Here is a 14,354-nt window from a genome sequence, read left to right as displayed (position 1 = left end):
AATGCTGCTTAATAATGTCGATATTCATGCTCATGCCCCAAAAAAAAGGAGACATAAGATCACAGAGGACTCCGTGGGTCAATACTGTTTAGAGGGTAGGCAAAAAAACGTTCATGATCTTGCCCTGAAAATCACACCTTTCCGCAAGGCTGGTTATTTTCATACCTATGCGATTAGACTTATGTCTGTGCTTGTCTCAGTGCTTATACCAGTACTTATACCAGTACTTATACCAGAGCTTGACGACCTTGAGCAACAAGGCCCTCTCTCATTCCGCCCGCTTACCAACAACGGCGAAACCAAAGGGTTTTCATCGCGGCAGTCCCACCTTGGAGTGGGTATGATTTAAAATGACTACTGTTAAATTATTTTTTATAGTCAAGTATCTTCCCATGAAAATAGTAATGCTTGTTATCCTTAGCTTCAGATTCAGTTTTCTCATCATAAGCTGTCACCTGAAAACTGTTTACATCGGCATCTTCAAGGCGATTAACGCTTTCATACATCTCGACATAATAAATATTGTTTTTATCTTTTAGGTAATTACGCCCAAGCTCTGCAAAGGTTTCAGGGTCCGCCCCATCTATTGCAAAAGGATTTTCAGTTAACATGTAGTAAACATGGTCTTTATCACGTGCAAACTCTTGACTGCTTAGAAGTTCAAAAGTTTCAGGGTCAGCAGCAGATAAAATAACCTTATCTCGCTTAAAAATTTGATTTTTATCTTTACCCAGTCCATCCGACAGCGGCTTGAATGAAGCAAAATCAACCGATTGAAGGGGTACGTTGTAACTGTACACTGTGTCACCCTCTCTCGCTTTGGAGTAGGTCCAACCAGAAAACCCATCGTAGCCGTTAAACGTAAGTGGATTGGCGGCTTCTAAAATTTTATCTCCTTGAACAACCTGAGTATCATTTAACCAATAGAGCTCATAAGCAATCACTCTTCCTTCAAGGTTGCTTAGACTCACCCCTTCCACTCGTTTGCCACTATAATAAAAATGATCTTTGTCAGCAGCGTATTGTGGCGCGGTACGCTCATATTCATAATCCTCCTTTTTGTAAGCCTTAAAGGTACCTGCATCTGCGCCAACAATCGGTTTCGCATTATAGTACACTGTCTCTCCGACAACTGAATATCCCCCATTGGAAATCCCCTTTGCCAAATTAACCACCATACTGGAATAACCAAAAACTGAAAATACAAAGAAAATAATAACGGCACTGACCAAGGCGAGAATAAAACTATTCATGCCAAAATATTTTACGCCAAACAAACCCAGCAAAAGAAATAGTCCAACAGGATAGCTTAAAAACACGACAGCCCCAAAAACAGCACTCTTGCTATCTTCAGAACCGGGGGCATCGAACATCATAGGTGACATCATAATCACTATTGGCCAGAAAAGGATAAACAGAGTAACTACTATATTTAAAAACATTTTCATTGTACCCTTAAAAATATGGACAAACATGTCATAAGAACATGCTATGGAATGACTCGCATAGAGCCAGGGCTTGACGTTCTACAATTTCAGCCCTCAATCTAAGGTCTCGAGCCCTGATATCCGGACTATGCCTTTGTCAGCTGGGCAATAGTCAATTGCTGGGTTAGGCAGGCAGCTGTCTGTGAACCCTGAGTCGGCAATGAATAAACCGACCGAGTAGGCATCGGCATTGCCAAAGTTCATCTCCTTCTCTATCTCCAGCCGCTGTTGTGCCTTAGCGAACTTGAGTCGCCTCGAACAATTTGAATTTATCGCGCCGTACCCCTGGTGTTCAAATATTGTCTGAGACCAGATAACGCCGGCAAGTCCACCATACATATGGAACTCATACTGCGGTTCACCGAGGGCCCCTAAGGCAAATGGATTCGACCAGTCATGAGCCAGATATACATCCTCGGTCGAGTTAAATAGGCTGGACATAAACTTCCTGGCCATTTCCTCGCTCCAATCGGCAGCGGGTATGGTTTGATGTCGTTCTGGGTCGTAAAGCATACTAGATCCTTCTTCTGCTTTAACATTTTTATGGTGCGCATACGCAGATGAGCATTGATTAAATTCACCCAGGTTAGCACAAGCCCCTGTTATATAAAATGTAATACATCAACGCGTCGAGCTCTGTGGCTGAACACCCATGGGCGTGGTAATGATTATGAGACCATCAAAGCCGAATTGAAATGCCAACACAGGCGCAGCAGCGCCGGTTCACGACAGGGTGAGCATAGCCTGGCGATGGGCGGTGAACGGGAGCTGGGTGGCGAACAGGCTGTTATGCACTGGACCAAGGCCCACCGCAGGTGATACCCAAGACTATGCCGGGACGCTATGCTCTATCTGAAAACCTTGAAATACACTTGCTGCTCGGCCAAAAAGGCTTCCGCCTGTTCCCCCTTGAGCATGGCCATGGTCGCCAGCATGCCGGCGGTCACGCAGTTGGGGCCGAGCACTGTGACTGAGCGCGGCGCCCCCACCACGGGGTAACCGCTGCCGGGATCTATGATATGGCCGTAGCGCACCCCAGCCTTTTCGATGAAGCGCCGGGTATCGCCACTGGTCGCCAGCGCTCCCTGGCGTATTTGCAATACCGTGGCGGCGCTGTCCAGTGCCTGTGGATCCTCTATGCCTATTTGCCAGGGTGCCTGACTCTCGGGTTTGGCAATGGGGCATGCGATATCACCGCCGAAATTGACCAACACAGACAAGCTGGGCCAGGTCCCGGCGAGCATGGATGCGACCCTGTCGACAGCATATTCCTTGGCGATACCGCCAAAATCCAACTGCATGTCGGCAGGCAGCTGCAACTTCTGTCCTTCCAAATGCAGCTTTGAGAAGCCTACGTGTTTTCTTGCCGCCTCTATGGCATCTTGTGCGGGAATTTGCCCTTTGGCCGTCGCGTCGAAGCGCCACAGCGTCATCAAGGGACAGGCGCTGATATCGAATTGGCCATCACTCAGGCTAAAGCATTGTCCGGCAAATTGCAGCAGACTATGGGTCTCGGCATCTATGTCGACTGCGGCCCCCTGGCTGTGATTGAGCCGCCAGAGATAGTTGCCCTCGATGAAGCGGCTGTATTTCGCCTCGATGCGCTGGGCCTCGCCGGCGGCCAGCATCAGCATCTGCCGCGCAATCGCCTCGTCATGACTGGCGATCAGCAGCTCGCAGGGGCTCGCCATGGCGCGAAACTGTCCCAGATACCCCCATGGCCGCGAAAGCAGCTTAAGCTCGGGGGCAATGGTGTTTATGGCCTGAGTCTCCCTGGCGTTCGGTGACATCTTAATGGCAAATTTCCTCATGGGTTTCCCTGTCTTCCCAGAATGCCTTCAATGGCTCGGGAGAGGCATTGAAGGCATCTGGCAGCCGGCTAAGGAGCCGGCCCTGGATGGCTGAGTACCGGGCTAGAATGAATAGCCAAACTGCGCCACCACCGCCTTGACTGTGGGGAAGAGATCATAGTTATTCAACTGGCCAAACAGCTCTGTGCCGTTGTTTTCCGGGTTCTGCTGATAGTACTCGAGCCGAAAACTCATCTCATTCCCGCCCGCGAGCCGCTGACCGAATTTAAGCCCCAGAGTATAGCCCGTCATATCCCCTATGCGGTAATCCGCGCTGGCATAGTCAGGCAACGCCTCTGTGACCACGAGAAATGGCCGGTAGAAATTGGCCGCTTGCTGTTGATAGTAACGCAGATGCAGCTGACCATAGACATTGCCGCTGAAATAGTAACGGTAATGGCTGTCCAGGGTGTGCGACTGCAGATCCCAATCGTCTGAGCTGAAACGGTAGGAAAAGTCCACCACCCCAGAGTCGAGCGCCCCCTTGGCCAACAGATAGAAACTCTGCTTCAACCGGGAATCCGGGCGGTGCTCATAGCGATAACTCTGAGTCGTGCCAGTGCCGTCGACCTGACTGAGCATCTTGTAGGGATCTGTCAGGTAACCGGACACGCTCGACAGGCTGTAATTGGCTTGCACTAACCAACGGCTGTTCAACACCTGGGTCACACCCAGCATGAGATCCAGGGTTTGTTTATTGTCCGAGCTGTCGATGCGGGTCTTGTCAAACGCCGCCCTATAGGCCGCATCCGAGTCGAAGTCCTGTCTCAACGCCATGGCTGAAAAGGCCACGGGACGACCGCCAACGGGATCCACCTGATCATAAGTGTAGGAGCCGGATAAAGATAAGCTGGTGTTATCTTTGTTGAAACTTCGCTCTATGCCGCCATTGAGGCCCATGGACATATAGTCAAATTCCTTGGAGCCGTAGAGGCCGCCATTGGCCTTCCAGTCGGGCGACAGGGTCTCGGTCCAATTCAGGCTGCCCTGGACACGCGTGTCATGAAAGGTGTCATCCAGCGGGGTCTCGGCGGCAGCCACCACATATTGGCCATTGCCCGAAGGTCGGGTGAAGGTCTGGCTCTCCCCCTGTGGCACAGCGCCCGATGCCGATGCGCCGGTGAGACTGTCGGCGACCAGCTTGATATCCAGCACTGAAGTATCACCGAAGGCCTTCTGCGCATTGCCAATGGCTTCGACGGCCTGTACCCGGCTTTGCTCACCGTAATACAGGATGGCGGCATCGACTTTCCAGTCGTCGAGAAGGCCAGCAGGCGCGGCGGCTTGGGCTGGTTGTCCTACCAAACTGCAACTGGCCATGGCCAGGGCACCGGCGATATTGCGATTCTTGGTCAGTTGCATCCACAACCTCCGCCGGCAAATGCCCGGCCACCGCTGCTGCCTTCCTTGCTGAAATAAATATGATCGTCCAAGGCTAAATCATTTTTCTCGCTGTCGAGCGCCATGTCGGCACGGGCCAACTGAGCCCTCTCCCAGGGCTCGACCCCAAAGCTGGCGCAGCCGGACAAGCTGGCCATGACTGCCAGGGCGAATATGGTTTTTTTCATGGGTTATTCCTTCAATAGGGTGACGAGCTCATTCTCGTAGGCATCGGCATGCTCGGTGAAAAAGCCAACATGGGTCTGTACCAGTTCACCTTGCTTGTTAAACACGAAGCTGCTGGGCATACCTTGTAAATCAAACTTGTGGGCAACATCGCCGTCGGGATCGAAACGCAGGTTGAATGCGGCGGGCATTTTGGCAAGAAAGGCATCGGCAAGCGCCTTGTCATTATCCAGATTCACGGCGACAACCGCCAAGCCCTGGGCTCGGTACTTGGCATGCATTTTTTCCATCCAAGGAAAGGACTTACGGCAAGGCCCGCACCAGGAGGCCCAAAAGTCCAGATACACAACCCGGCCTTTAAACTCTTCGAGGCTAACCTGCTGGCCTTTATCGTTTTGGACATTATTGGATAGGGAAGGCGCTGCAAGCGCGAGCTGGGATAGGACACTGGTTGATACCAAGGTCAACAACAGGAGGATTTTTCGCAATTTAATTCCTTATATGATGCGCCGGGCGCATAAACGTTATCGAGCATCCGCTATTTCCAAGCAATCTATGGGGCCAAGCTTAAGGCTTTATTAAAACTGTTGCTGACTCGGGGGAATGCGCCATGGCAGCTTACGTTAGGCTGGCGACCATCACTGCGCCTCGAAACAGACAATGCGGTTTTTCCCCTGGCGTTTGGCGCGGTACAGCGCCTTATCGGCCAGCTGCAGCAGTGGCTCTATCCCCGCCGTTTGGCTATTTTCCACCAGCCCTATGCTGACGCTGCAGTGGATCATGTCTCCTGCCACGGCTATCGGCGTGTCGACAAAGCTGCTGCGGATGCGCTCCAGCACCGGCTGCGCCTGTTCCAGCCCTATATCGCCGAGCACCAAAGCGAACTCTTCACCGCCGAGGCGGGCGGCAATATCATCGCTGCGGCAATTATTGTGCAGGATCTGTGCCAATGACTGGATCACCCTGTCACCGACGCTGTGGCCATGGGTGTCATTGATGGCTTTAAAATTATCTATGTCCAGCATGGCGACACAGACGAAAGTCGACTGCGCCTTGGCTTTCGCCTCCAACGCTTGCAACAGAGGTTTGAAGGAACGGCGATTGAACAACCCGGACAAGGGATCCAACTGCGCCTCTTTCTCGGCACTCAGCTTGTCTCTTTCCGATCTATGCAGCTGGGCGTGCTGCAGGGAGATCCCGAAGAGGGTCAAAGCACAGGACAAGACGAAGGCCATCATCTCGGTATTGGTTTGTGCCTGGGTCTCGCCGACAAACACCCCGAAGCCATGAGCCGTCGCCAGGATGATGAACAACAAAGACAGGCTGCTCAGCAGCCCGAGGTAAAAGCGCGTGAGTTCGAAGGCCAGCACCACCAGCAGGGGCGGGATCAGATAAAACAGCCAGCCGAGATCCAAATAAATCCCGACTAAATAGAAGGTCGGCAGCCCTATGATGGGAAGCGCTATATGGCGCCAGCGCCCGATAACCCATGCCTGAGGTTCGAGCCAGCCGCTATAAATCTGGTATACCAACAAGATGCCGAGAATATCGGCAAAAAAGAATAACTGCGCCATGGTCGGCAACGACGCCCAGGGAATGTAATCTCCTGCGGCTAAATTTACCGATAACCACAGACTGGAGAGCAGAACCGGGATGACTCCGGCCAAGAGCACAAACTTCAACAGATCGCTGGCATTACGCGTCCCCGAGGGCAGGAAAGCTTGCAGCAAGAGGAACCCGAGTGCCGGCGCGAGCATGTCGCCCAGGGCCGCTATGCAGATATGCATCAGGGACTTCAGCGGCGCAGCGTCCACATACATACCCGGAGAGTTCACCACCAGGCTGGCCAAAAAGATGTATACCAGGGCTTTCAGGCGCCAGCTGAGCAGCATTACCAGGGCGATACCCGAAGGCAGCCAGATCAAGGTGATGTTTGACGGTTGTAAACTGAATAAGCTTTGCCCGAGGAAACCGGCAAGGCAATAGATAACACTGGAAAAGATAAGCCATAAACTGCTATTTTTCAGTGAAAACAATCTATTAACTAAAGACTTCAATCAAACCCCAGAGATCAGGTATTCAGATGAGCCTACTATAACCAATTCTGGCACGAATTGGTTAGCCAATACTGTCAATCCAAGGCTGACGAGCACAGTAAGCCCAGGCTGGGCTAACGCCTGCATCTTCCCTTTGCCCCTGGTTCCTCGCTGCCGAGCGCATTACTCCCCTATATCTTCGTTCCACAGCGCCGGGTTTGCCGAGATGAAGCTTGCCATCAGGTGTTTGCACTCGGGGTTATCCACCACTGTGACCTCGACACCACGGGATGCAACATACGCTTCCGGCCCCTGAAAAGTCACATTCTCGCCGACTATGACCCTGGGAATGCCATACAGGAGCACGGCACCGCTGCACATGTCGCAGGGGGACAGGGTGGAATATAAGGTTGCCCGGCGGTAATCGGCGGCGCTGAGGCGACCGGCATTTTCCAGGCAATCCATCTCGGCATGCAGCACCGAGCTGCCTTGCTGTACCCTCCTGTTATGACCGCGGCCGACAATCTTGCCATCGAGCACCAACACAGAGCCGATAGGAATGCCCCCCTCGGCCAACCCCAGCTTGGCTTCGTCAATCGCGGCGGCTAAAAATTCATCCATCCTGATATCCTTAATGAAGTTAGGTTATTTTCATGGGGCCGGCGGTGAATGCCTATGCCAACTCCCCGTTTCGACGTCATCAGTCCAGGCATCCGGCCCCATGGATGCCTTACAGAATATTCAGCCCTTCACTGCTACTCGGGGCTTCAAAATAGTGGGTCACCTGCTTGAACATGGCCTCAGTATCGAATGCCGCCCTCTCGGGTTGCTCCGTGCGCCTTTGACCAATCTGCTGCAAACACTGGGCATCGCTCACATCGAGATACACGAGTCGATGCTGGGCCTTGATTTCTGCAGCCAAGGCGAGAAACCACTGTCTTTGAGCCCGGGTATTGGCCGGAAAATCCATCACCACATTGGTACCCGTCGCCAGGATATGCTGCACATGGGCTTTAACCAAGGGCTTCAATTGAGCCGAATATTTGAGGTAGTCAGCGAACGATGCGATCTGTTGGGGATACAAGGATGACAGCCATTCATCCTCGGACAACAATACCGCATTCTGCTCCGTTGCGATAAGCCTGGCTTGAGTCGATTTTCCGGCCCCCATCTTGCCACAGAAGAACACCAAGGTGCCTTTTTCTCTCATGCTTCCTCCATTAGTCCATATCGGCCATCTTGGCTTGAGTATCAAAATGCCCCACAACCAGATACTCACCGGTATGAAAACTATGACGACCAGGCTGAGTCACATATTTTTGTTTTAATTCTTCGGTACCCGCATAGGACATCAACGAGCATTGATATTGGGCTAGAAAGTCCTCAAGGGCTTCACTTGGCAACATCCACTTGATAGGTTCGCCCACCATTTTCAAATAACCGAACAGCAGAGAGCGCATGTTATTTTTGGGGCTGCCCTTGGGTTCCAAACAGGTGAAAATAACTGAACTGTCGGCATAAGTTGACTGGGAAATAGCATTAAACATCTTGTCTATGTCACTTTGCTCCAAGTACATTAACACCCCTTCACTGATAAACAGGGTTTTCTGACTCGAATCGAAGTGCTCAGCGTCACTCAACGCCGATTGCAACTCTTGCTTGGTAAAGTCAACACTCAAAAAATGGAAGTTATTGCGACCCATTAACTGCGCCGCCAATGCCCGGGATTTTAGCCTATGGGTTTGTGGATGATCGACCTCGATAAATTCGACATCAGGATAACGGCCACTTAATTGGTATGCCAAACCGTCAAAACCTGCCCCCAAATTCACGACTTGCGTGACCCCATTGGCAATGGCATCCAGAGCGGCCTCTTCAATATATTTTTTTCTCAAGGCATAGTGCAAGGTGATCCCGGGTAATAATAGGGCTTCACGCAACTTAACTGACCACTTTGCAGATGGTTTATCTATTTGTTTTAAGCGCTTCTTGCCTTCAGCTGATTGAGACAATATCAGTTCGGCAAAATCCACCTGCTCTTGCGCAACAAGCGCGGAAAATTGCGTGCGTTTGGCAACATAAAGTAGCCCTTGCAACACGGTAAAGGCCGTTAGGCTAGCTTGGTTTTCTTTCATGACTTTTTACACCTGACCCGGAAGGGATTCTTCATTGGCTTGCGGCACAGCGACAAACTTGCTGTCCGGTGTGACAGCATCTGGGCACACCCCAGCCAATATCTTGCTTAACCCCACTCGATCAGGCATGACTGAACCAAAGGCCCATGCGTTCAACTTGGCTAATTCAATCGCCACAGGCACTACGTACTCACCAATTTGTGCCACCCACACAGCCTCACCCAACACCTGATAACCCAATTTTTGGTATATCGCCAATTGCTTCTTGTTTACACCGGCCAGTATATGAGTGGCATGGTGCATAACGCCGAAGGCACAACAGACTCTGATCAATGCCTTAAACACATCCCGACGATGGCGCCATTCTTTAGCGATCGCCAACATGCCCGCCCCACCAAATTTCACTTTGCCATGGTATTGCTCGCTCACTGCCGCGCGATATGCCGAGTAATCAAATATGCTGTCAGCCGGTAACTTAATTTCACTGTCAATATTGGCCCGCATGGTGCCTATCGCTTCTCCCTCTTGATAGGCCACGACAATACCTGCCTGGGGAATAGCATCAAACTGATCCACTATCAGATCGCTATGCTCTGCCTTAAAATAGCCCTCTTCTCGAACATAAACCTGATACCTTAACTTGTAAGCATCCTGCAGCTCTTTGGCTGTTTGTGCTATCTTCACATCAATGGTCATAACGTCTTATAATCCTGACCCGATAAACTAGCTACGGGATTTTTTGCCATCACTTTCTCATACTGCTGTGGACTTTGGTAGCCCAAGCCAGGATACAGCCGACGACTGTTATAAAATTGTACAATCCACTCAGGCGGTGCTCAGCTCAAATTTTACTCATAGGGCAACCTGCCCTCAATATCCCACGAAACGGCACGGCAGCAATGGCTTTATGTGTCCTGATGCCCCCCAGAGGTTTGGAAGTCTGTCCCGCACCAGAGCCGCCTCTCGACTGACGGCAAGAAAGATTCGACCTCTGTATTACCTTTGCATTAGGCAATGAGTGAATAGATCAAGTTGATTCATACTGCAGGCCGGAATTATAAAGCTCATAGTACTCCTCAATACCATGCTAGAAAATGAAAAGTTGTGGCGTGCAAAAAATGTATACATATATTGACTTAACGCCAGAATCACTCGTTAGCGGTAGGTTTATGAAAAGTACTAATGTAAACTCACAACTATTGGTAATATTGTTTATTTAAGAAACCTAACGTAAACTTACGAAAGACTAACGCTGTAAGTACAAAATGATAAAATAGTAAATTTAACATTCATCGGAAAGATTTAATTAATCGTAACTTTCCTTATCAATGTAAATTCCGACCTATTACGATTTTAGGGATTATTTTAACTTAACAAAATAAAGGCGAGAACTATATGAACAAAAAAACAAAACTAATGCACCCTAAAAATTTTATCAAGTAGAGTAAAAGTTAAAAAGACCCACTATCTATGACAGTAGATCTTTCTTAAAACCAAAGCCATTTGTGCTATAGCTTAATTAATTAGAAACTTCTAAGCTTATATATAACATCTTCTATTTCACCAAAACGGCCTGCATAATAGTCTCTTTCCATAATTTCTTTATCAACTTCCCATTCATCCATGTCTTCTTCGTGGTAGACACTGGTATCAAAAATTCTATGGCCGAGAATATTCCCATGAGGATCTTTAAAAAGACATAACTCCTCTTCATATTGTTCATAACGCGAAGTCGTTATTTCACACTCATCTCTCAGAGGAAGATCCGCATTTTTCTTTGCATCGAGAAGTGACTGAAGCTGATTGGCAAGTTGATTGGCTTTTGCTTGTACAGATGAACTAGAAATATAACCTTGAATATTACGTTCGACATAAATTGCCATGCTTAGCGAGGCAGCAAGTGCAAAGCTATCCGCTAAGTAGTAATACTTGTCGTTAAATTGACTATTTAAAGAGTAATGTGTAAGAAGATCATTTGAATTAACTAATAAGCTACCTAAAACATTTACATCAGGATTACCATTCTGTGCCGTGTCACTATAATAGTGTACACTTAGCTCTAGAGATTCAAGATCTGCATAATATTGATATTCTGCAGTGTCAACAAACTCTATATGAACCCTATCTTGAATTGCTTGTAAGCTTGCTTCTGTAAGATTTACATAGCTTGGGCCAGAAGAGGTTCCAAATATTGCATCAAAGAACAATGATGCAATATGACCGCCAGCGGCAGATATGAATTTATCTTTAGCTTTATCTAAGATCTGCTCACCAAATGATGCCACTTTCCCTTCTGTCTCATCAGCAGCAAAGGTTGTATTGGCAGTAAGTGATAACCCCAAGCAGATAGCTAAGGCTAGATTTTTTTTAAACATGTTCAACTCCATTTGATCACGAATTAGCCTCGTGACATATTAAAAACTCCAACACACTCTATTTCTGTTTTTCGTAGAAGTCAAACGTTAACCTGTGAATTTGCTAAAATATATCTTTTCAGACATTGTAATAAACTTAAAATAGAATTTAAATAAAACTGAAACAAACCAAGCTTCCGAGCGTACAGCACAAACAAATATATTTTGGTTAAAGTAACTTCTTGGTGTGTTGACGGCCCCTCACCTCTCGCTACTAAAGTAGGAAACTATCGGCAAAGTGAATACAGCTAGACATAATGATTCCCTGTGCAGATGTCGGCCTCCGTGTTTTCTCGTGGGTTAGCAAAACCAGAGCCACACTGTTTGTTGAACATCAAACATTCACAGGAGGCCGACATGTCTAAAGCTAACACACTTTTTATCGGTTTGGACGTGCACAAGGAGACCACAGATGTGGCCTTGGTTTCTGATAGGTTAACTGACGCGGTGCACTCTTCTCTGCGAGCTTTCGCCAAGAGTTAGGCACCTTGCCAACCAACCTGCGCTCTTTCGATAAACTCATTAAAAATCAATCTTCCAAAGCCAGCAAGCTGTGTGTCGTTTACGAGGCCGGTCCTTGTGGCTTCTGGCTCTATCGTCACTTGCTTCGCCGTGGCATTGACTGTTGGGTGATCGCACCGGCACTCATCCCCAAAGCACCTGGCGACAGGGTGAAAACCGATAAGCGCGATTCCATGACTTTGGCCAGGTTGGCACGCAGTGGTGATCTCAAGCCTATCTATGTCCCGGACGAACGGGACGAGGCCATTCGCGATCTTATCCGCTGTAGGGAAGACGCCATGCTCGATTTGCGTCAGGCACGGCAGCGGCTGAAATCCTTCCTGCTGCGCCATGGTCACCCTTGCAGTGGCCGACAAAACTGGACCGAGGCATATCGGCGCCATCTGGCCGACATTAGCTTCCAGGAAAGTGCCACCAAGCTCACCTTCCAGCATTATGTCAACATAGTCACCGAGCGTCACGAACGTCTGCAACGGCTGGAACTGGAGCTGCAAAGCCTGGCAGAAAGTTGGCGTTGGTATCCGCTGGTGCAGCGCCTTACCGTGCTGCGGGGGATCCGTTTCTTGTCGGCCATGACCATTATGGCCGAGCTGGGCGACTTGCGACGCTTTGACTCACCGCGTTCCTTGATGAACTTTGTTGGCCTGACACCCAGTGAGCGCTCAAGCGGGCAACGGGAACGACGCGGCGGGATCACCAAATGCGGCAATGGCCATGTACGGCGCATTTTAATAGAGTCTGCCTGGGCCTATCGTTTTCCAGCCAAAGTCTCTCGGGAGCTGGAGAGTCGGCAACAAGGGCACTCAATCCGGCTGCAAACACGTGCCTGGGAGGTACAGCAGCGATTGTGCCGTCGTTTCCATGCCCTGAAAGCACGAGGCAAAGAATACAACAAGGTTGTCACCGCGGTGGCCCGGGAACTGACAGGCTACCTTTGGGACATTGCCCGGGAATTTGAGGTAGATATGCCGATAACGGCTTATTAATCTAGCGTTTAGAGTTACGAATACACTCTGACAGTAAAGGCGGCGGCAGCGGTGAGAGCAACCCTCGAGGGCGTTAAGCGGTCACATCCGCGCTCCTAGACTGAGGCAAGGCTCCAGCGGCGCAAACAAGTAATGCGGTTAAAATCCGCGGCCATTTCATAAACAAGAGTGCAAGGTCAACCGCCGACACTTACTGGCCAAAGCCTACTGTCAGAGTGTCCTTACCGGAAATTTTTTGGGTTTCCGGTAAGGACACTATTTGCCTATTTGACAAAGGGAATCATATCAACGCCCCAAACAACAGCGCATAGGATGGTATTGTTTTTGCAGGCTTTTTGTTTTTAGCAAAAACGATGACATCCGTTTATGCGTCTGATGATTTGGTTTGTTATGCTAATTGCTTACTTTAAAGTACATAATCGTCTCTGACATTGATTGCTCTACGCAGTCGCGATGAGTACGAAACCAAACAGTCTTTTGCGCAGCGAAGGCCATCATCAGAACACTTAAGTACTCTTTAGCCATTGGCCTATCCATTTTGAAAGTTAAATAGTCGCCATTCGAACCATGGCAAGCCGGTGGGTTTTGAACCCCTCCTGTAGGATAGATGTAAACAATATTTCCACCTTCAAACATAAGAATATCTGATATTTTCGCAGTAGTATCTGCTTGTGATGAAAGTGAGAATGTTAATAGGATTAGTAAAAGTACATTTTTCAATTTTATATCTCCATAAATTAATGAGCATAACGTCTTGCTAAGCGGAAAAGAACGGTTGGCTATAATCGCTAAGCGGTGGCCAACTGTTATTTTTCCGTTTAAGCAACTTGTTATATAAATTTACTTTAGCCAAATAGTACTAAGCCCAGGAACACTAGAATGTATACTGCAACTATCCGCTGATATTAGCCTAACAGTCCTCTTTGCAGCATAAGCAGCTAATATGGCACTATAATTCTCTTTACCAAAGCTAGTATTTAAATCTAAAACAAAATCAAAGTCAGCATTTTCACCACACCCATTTGGCCTTGTTTGTGTAGGGCGAGTATCCATCCCAATAAACACAAGATTACCTAATGAAGGGCCAGTAAATATGGTTTTAATTGTTGGTGTGGTATTAAATTGTTCTGCGGATGCACTAAATTGCAACCCACAAAACACGATACCCAATGTAATATTTTTAAACATTAACACTCCTTTAAATATGGTAACTTAATTTGATCGATTTATATAGACATAATGATTCCCTGTGCAGATGTCGGCCTCCGTGTTTTCTCGTGGGTTAGCAAAACCAGAGCCACACTGTTTGTTGAACATCAAACATTCACAGGAGGCCGACATGTCTAAAGCTAACACAC

The 14,354-nt window shown here is 48.7% G+C and carries 16 protein-coding genes; 2 read left to right on the top strand and 14 right to left on the bottom strand.

Features of this window, described 5'->3' with window-relative positions:
- Nucleotides 1-349 (top strand): hypothetical protein (locus tag LZP73_RS18990; RefSeq protein ID WP_234236471.1); only part of this gene is annotated, 349 nt, incomplete at its 5' end.
- A gap of 16 nt (nucleotides 350-365) precedes the next feature.
- On the opposite strand, the gene LZP73_RS18985 is transcribed toward LZP73_RS18990, so the two are convergent.
- The 12 genes from LZP73_RS18985 to LZP73_RS18930 form a co-directional block, all read right to left on the bottom strand.
- Nucleotides 366-1,448: a DKNYY domain-containing protein gene (locus LZP73_RS18985; RefSeq protein ID WP_234236469.1), complete on the bottom strand. Its 1,083-nt coding sequence runs from the start codon at nucleotides 1,446-1,448 to the stop codon at nucleotides 366-368.
- A 93-nt stretch (nucleotides 1,449-1,541) separates the two neighbouring features.
- A complete protein-coding gene (locus LZP73_RS18980; RefSeq protein WP_234236468.1) occupies nucleotides 1,542-2,000 on the bottom strand; it encodes a hypothetical protein in 459 nt (152 codons plus the stop codon).
- Nucleotides 2,001-2,335: 335 nt separating this feature from the next.
- Nucleotides 2,336-3,277: an FAD:protein FMN transferase gene (locus LZP73_RS18975; protein ID WP_442800763.1), complete on the bottom strand. Its 942-nt coding sequence runs from the start codon at nucleotides 3,275-3,277 to the stop codon at nucleotides 2,336-2,338.
- 123 nt (nucleotides 3,278-3,400) lie between these two features.
- Nucleotides 3,401-4,699, bottom strand: coding sequence for a DUF3570 domain-containing protein (locus tag LZP73_RS18970; protein ID WP_234236467.1), 1,299 nt, complete (start codon nucleotides 4,697-4,699; stop codon nucleotides 3,401-3,403).
- Nucleotides 4,690-4,905: a DUF4266 domain-containing protein gene (locus LZP73_RS18965; RefSeq protein ID WP_234236466.1), complete on the bottom strand. Its 216-nt coding sequence runs from the start codon at nucleotides 4,903-4,905 to the stop codon at nucleotides 4,690-4,692. Before LZP73_RS18965 ends, LZP73_RS18970 begins: the two co-directional genes overlap by 10 nt.
- Before the next feature lie 3 nt (nucleotides 4,906-4,908).
- Nucleotides 4,909-5,391: a TlpA disulfide reductase family protein gene (locus LZP73_RS18960; RefSeq protein ID WP_234236465.1), complete on the bottom strand. Its 483-nt coding sequence runs from the start codon at nucleotides 5,389-5,391 to the stop codon at nucleotides 4,909-4,911.
- A gap of 150 nt (nucleotides 5,392-5,541) precedes the next feature.
- Entirely contained in the window at nucleotides 5,542-6,960 is a 1,419-nt protein-coding gene (locus LZP73_RS18955; RefSeq protein WP_234236464.1) for a sensor domain-containing diguanylate cyclase, read from the bottom strand.
- A 162-nt stretch (nucleotides 6,961-7,122) separates the two neighbouring features.
- Nucleotides 7,123-7,560 (bottom strand): nucleoside deaminase, encoded by a 438-nt coding sequence (locus tag LZP73_RS18950; RefSeq protein ID WP_234236463.1) that lies wholly within the window; start codon nucleotides 7,558-7,560, stop codon nucleotides 7,123-7,125.
- 109 nt (nucleotides 7,561-7,669) lie between these two features.
- The gene (locus LZP73_RS18945; RefSeq protein ID WP_169562287.1) at nucleotides 7,670-8,149 is read right to left on the bottom strand and encodes an AAA family ATPase; all 480 of its coding nucleotides are present in this window, start codon (nucleotides 8,147-8,149) and stop codon (nucleotides 7,670-7,672) included.
- A 10-nt stretch (nucleotides 8,150-8,159) separates the two neighbouring features.
- On the bottom strand, nucleotides 8,160-9,074 hold the full coding sequence (locus LZP73_RS18940) for a class I SAM-dependent methyltransferase (protein ID WP_234236462.1): 915 nt from the start codon (nucleotides 9,072-9,074) through the stop codon (nucleotides 8,160-8,162).
- Nucleotides 9,075-9,080: 6 nt separating this feature from the next.
- Complete coding sequence (locus LZP73_RS18935; RefSeq protein ID WP_234236461.1) at nucleotides 9,081-9,770, bottom strand: N-acyl amino acid synthase FeeM domain-containing protein; 690 nt, start codon at nucleotides 9,768-9,770, stop codon at nucleotides 9,081-9,083.
- 827 nt (nucleotides 9,771-10,597) lie between these two features.
- Complete coding sequence (locus tag LZP73_RS18930) at nucleotides 10,598-11,449, bottom strand: hypothetical protein (protein ID WP_234236460.1); 852 nt, start codon at nucleotides 11,447-11,449, stop codon at nucleotides 10,598-10,600.
- Nucleotides 11,450-11,976: 527 nt separating this feature from the next.
- Here LZP73_RS18930 and LZP73_RS18925 point away from each other — a divergent pair.
- Complete coding sequence (locus LZP73_RS18925; RefSeq protein ID WP_234236459.1) at nucleotides 11,977-12,996, top strand: IS110 family transposase; 1,020 nt, start codon at nucleotides 11,977-11,979, stop codon at nucleotides 12,994-12,996.
- Between the two features lie 393 nt (nucleotides 12,997-13,389).
- Here the strand turns inward: LZP73_RS18925 and LZP73_RS18920 are convergent, their stop codons facing one another.
- Both LZP73_RS18920 and LZP73_RS18915 read right to left on the bottom strand, forming a co-directional pair.
- Nucleotides 13,390-13,716, bottom strand: coding sequence for a hypothetical protein (locus tag LZP73_RS18920; protein ID WP_234236458.1), 327 nt, complete (start codon nucleotides 13,714-13,716; stop codon nucleotides 13,390-13,392).
- Nucleotides 13,717-13,836: 120 nt separating this feature from the next.
- Nucleotides 13,837-14,184: a hypothetical protein gene (locus tag LZP73_RS18915; protein ID WP_234236457.1), complete on the bottom strand. Its 348-nt coding sequence runs from the start codon at nucleotides 14,182-14,184 to the stop codon at nucleotides 13,837-13,839.
- Nucleotides 14,185-14,354: the final 170 nt, after the last annotated feature.

It is taken from the genome of Shewanella sp. AS16 (genome assembly GCF_021412365.1).
GTDB classification, from domain to species: Bacteria; Pseudomonadota; Gammaproteobacteria; order Enterobacterales; family Shewanellaceae; genus Shewanella; species Shewanella salipaludis.
This window is presented reverse-complemented; position numbering and strand designations above follow the sequence as displayed.

Coding starts and splice junctions, on each gene's coding strand:
- LZP73_RS18930 (WP_234236460.1), bottom strand. CDS start 11,449: ATGTTTAAAAAAAATCTAGCCTTAGCTATCTGCTTGGGGTTATCACTT.
- LZP73_RS18950 (WP_234236463.1), bottom strand. CDS start 7,560: ATGGATGAATTTTTAGCCGCCGCGATTGACGAAGCCAAGCTGGGGTTG.
- LZP73_RS18915 (WP_234236457.1), bottom strand. CDS start 14,184: ATGTTTAAAAATATTACATTGGGTATCGTGTTTTGTGGGTTGCAATTT.
- LZP73_RS18935 (WP_234236461.1), bottom strand. CDS start 9,770: ATGACCATTGATGTGAAGATAGCACAAACAGCCAAAGAGCTGCAGGAT.
- LZP73_RS18970 (WP_234236467.1), bottom strand. CDS start 4,699: ATGCAACTGACCAAGAATCGCAATATCGCCGGTGCCCTGGCCATGGCC.
- LZP73_RS18945 (WP_169562287.1), bottom strand. CDS start 8,149: ATGAGAGAAAAAGGCACCTTGGTGTTCTTCTGTGGCAAGATGGGGGCC.
- LZP73_RS18980 (WP_234236468.1), bottom strand. CDS start 2,000: ATGCTTTACGACCCAGAACGACATCAAACCATACCCGCTGCCGATTGG.
- LZP73_RS18985 (WP_234236469.1), bottom strand. CDS start 1,448: ATGAAAATGTTTTTAAATATAGTAGTTACTCTGTTTATCCTTTTCTGG.
- LZP73_RS18940 (WP_234236462.1), bottom strand. CDS start 9,074: ATGAAAGAAAACCAAGCTAGCCTAACGGCCTTTACCGTGTTGCAAGGG.
- LZP73_RS18965 (WP_234236466.1), bottom strand. CDS start 4,905: ATGAAAAAAACCATATTCGCCCTGGCAGTCATGGCCAGCTTGTCCGGC.
- LZP73_RS18975 (WP_442800763.1), bottom strand. CDS start 3,277: ATGTCACCGAACGCCAGGGAGACTCAGGCCATAAACACCATTGCCCCC.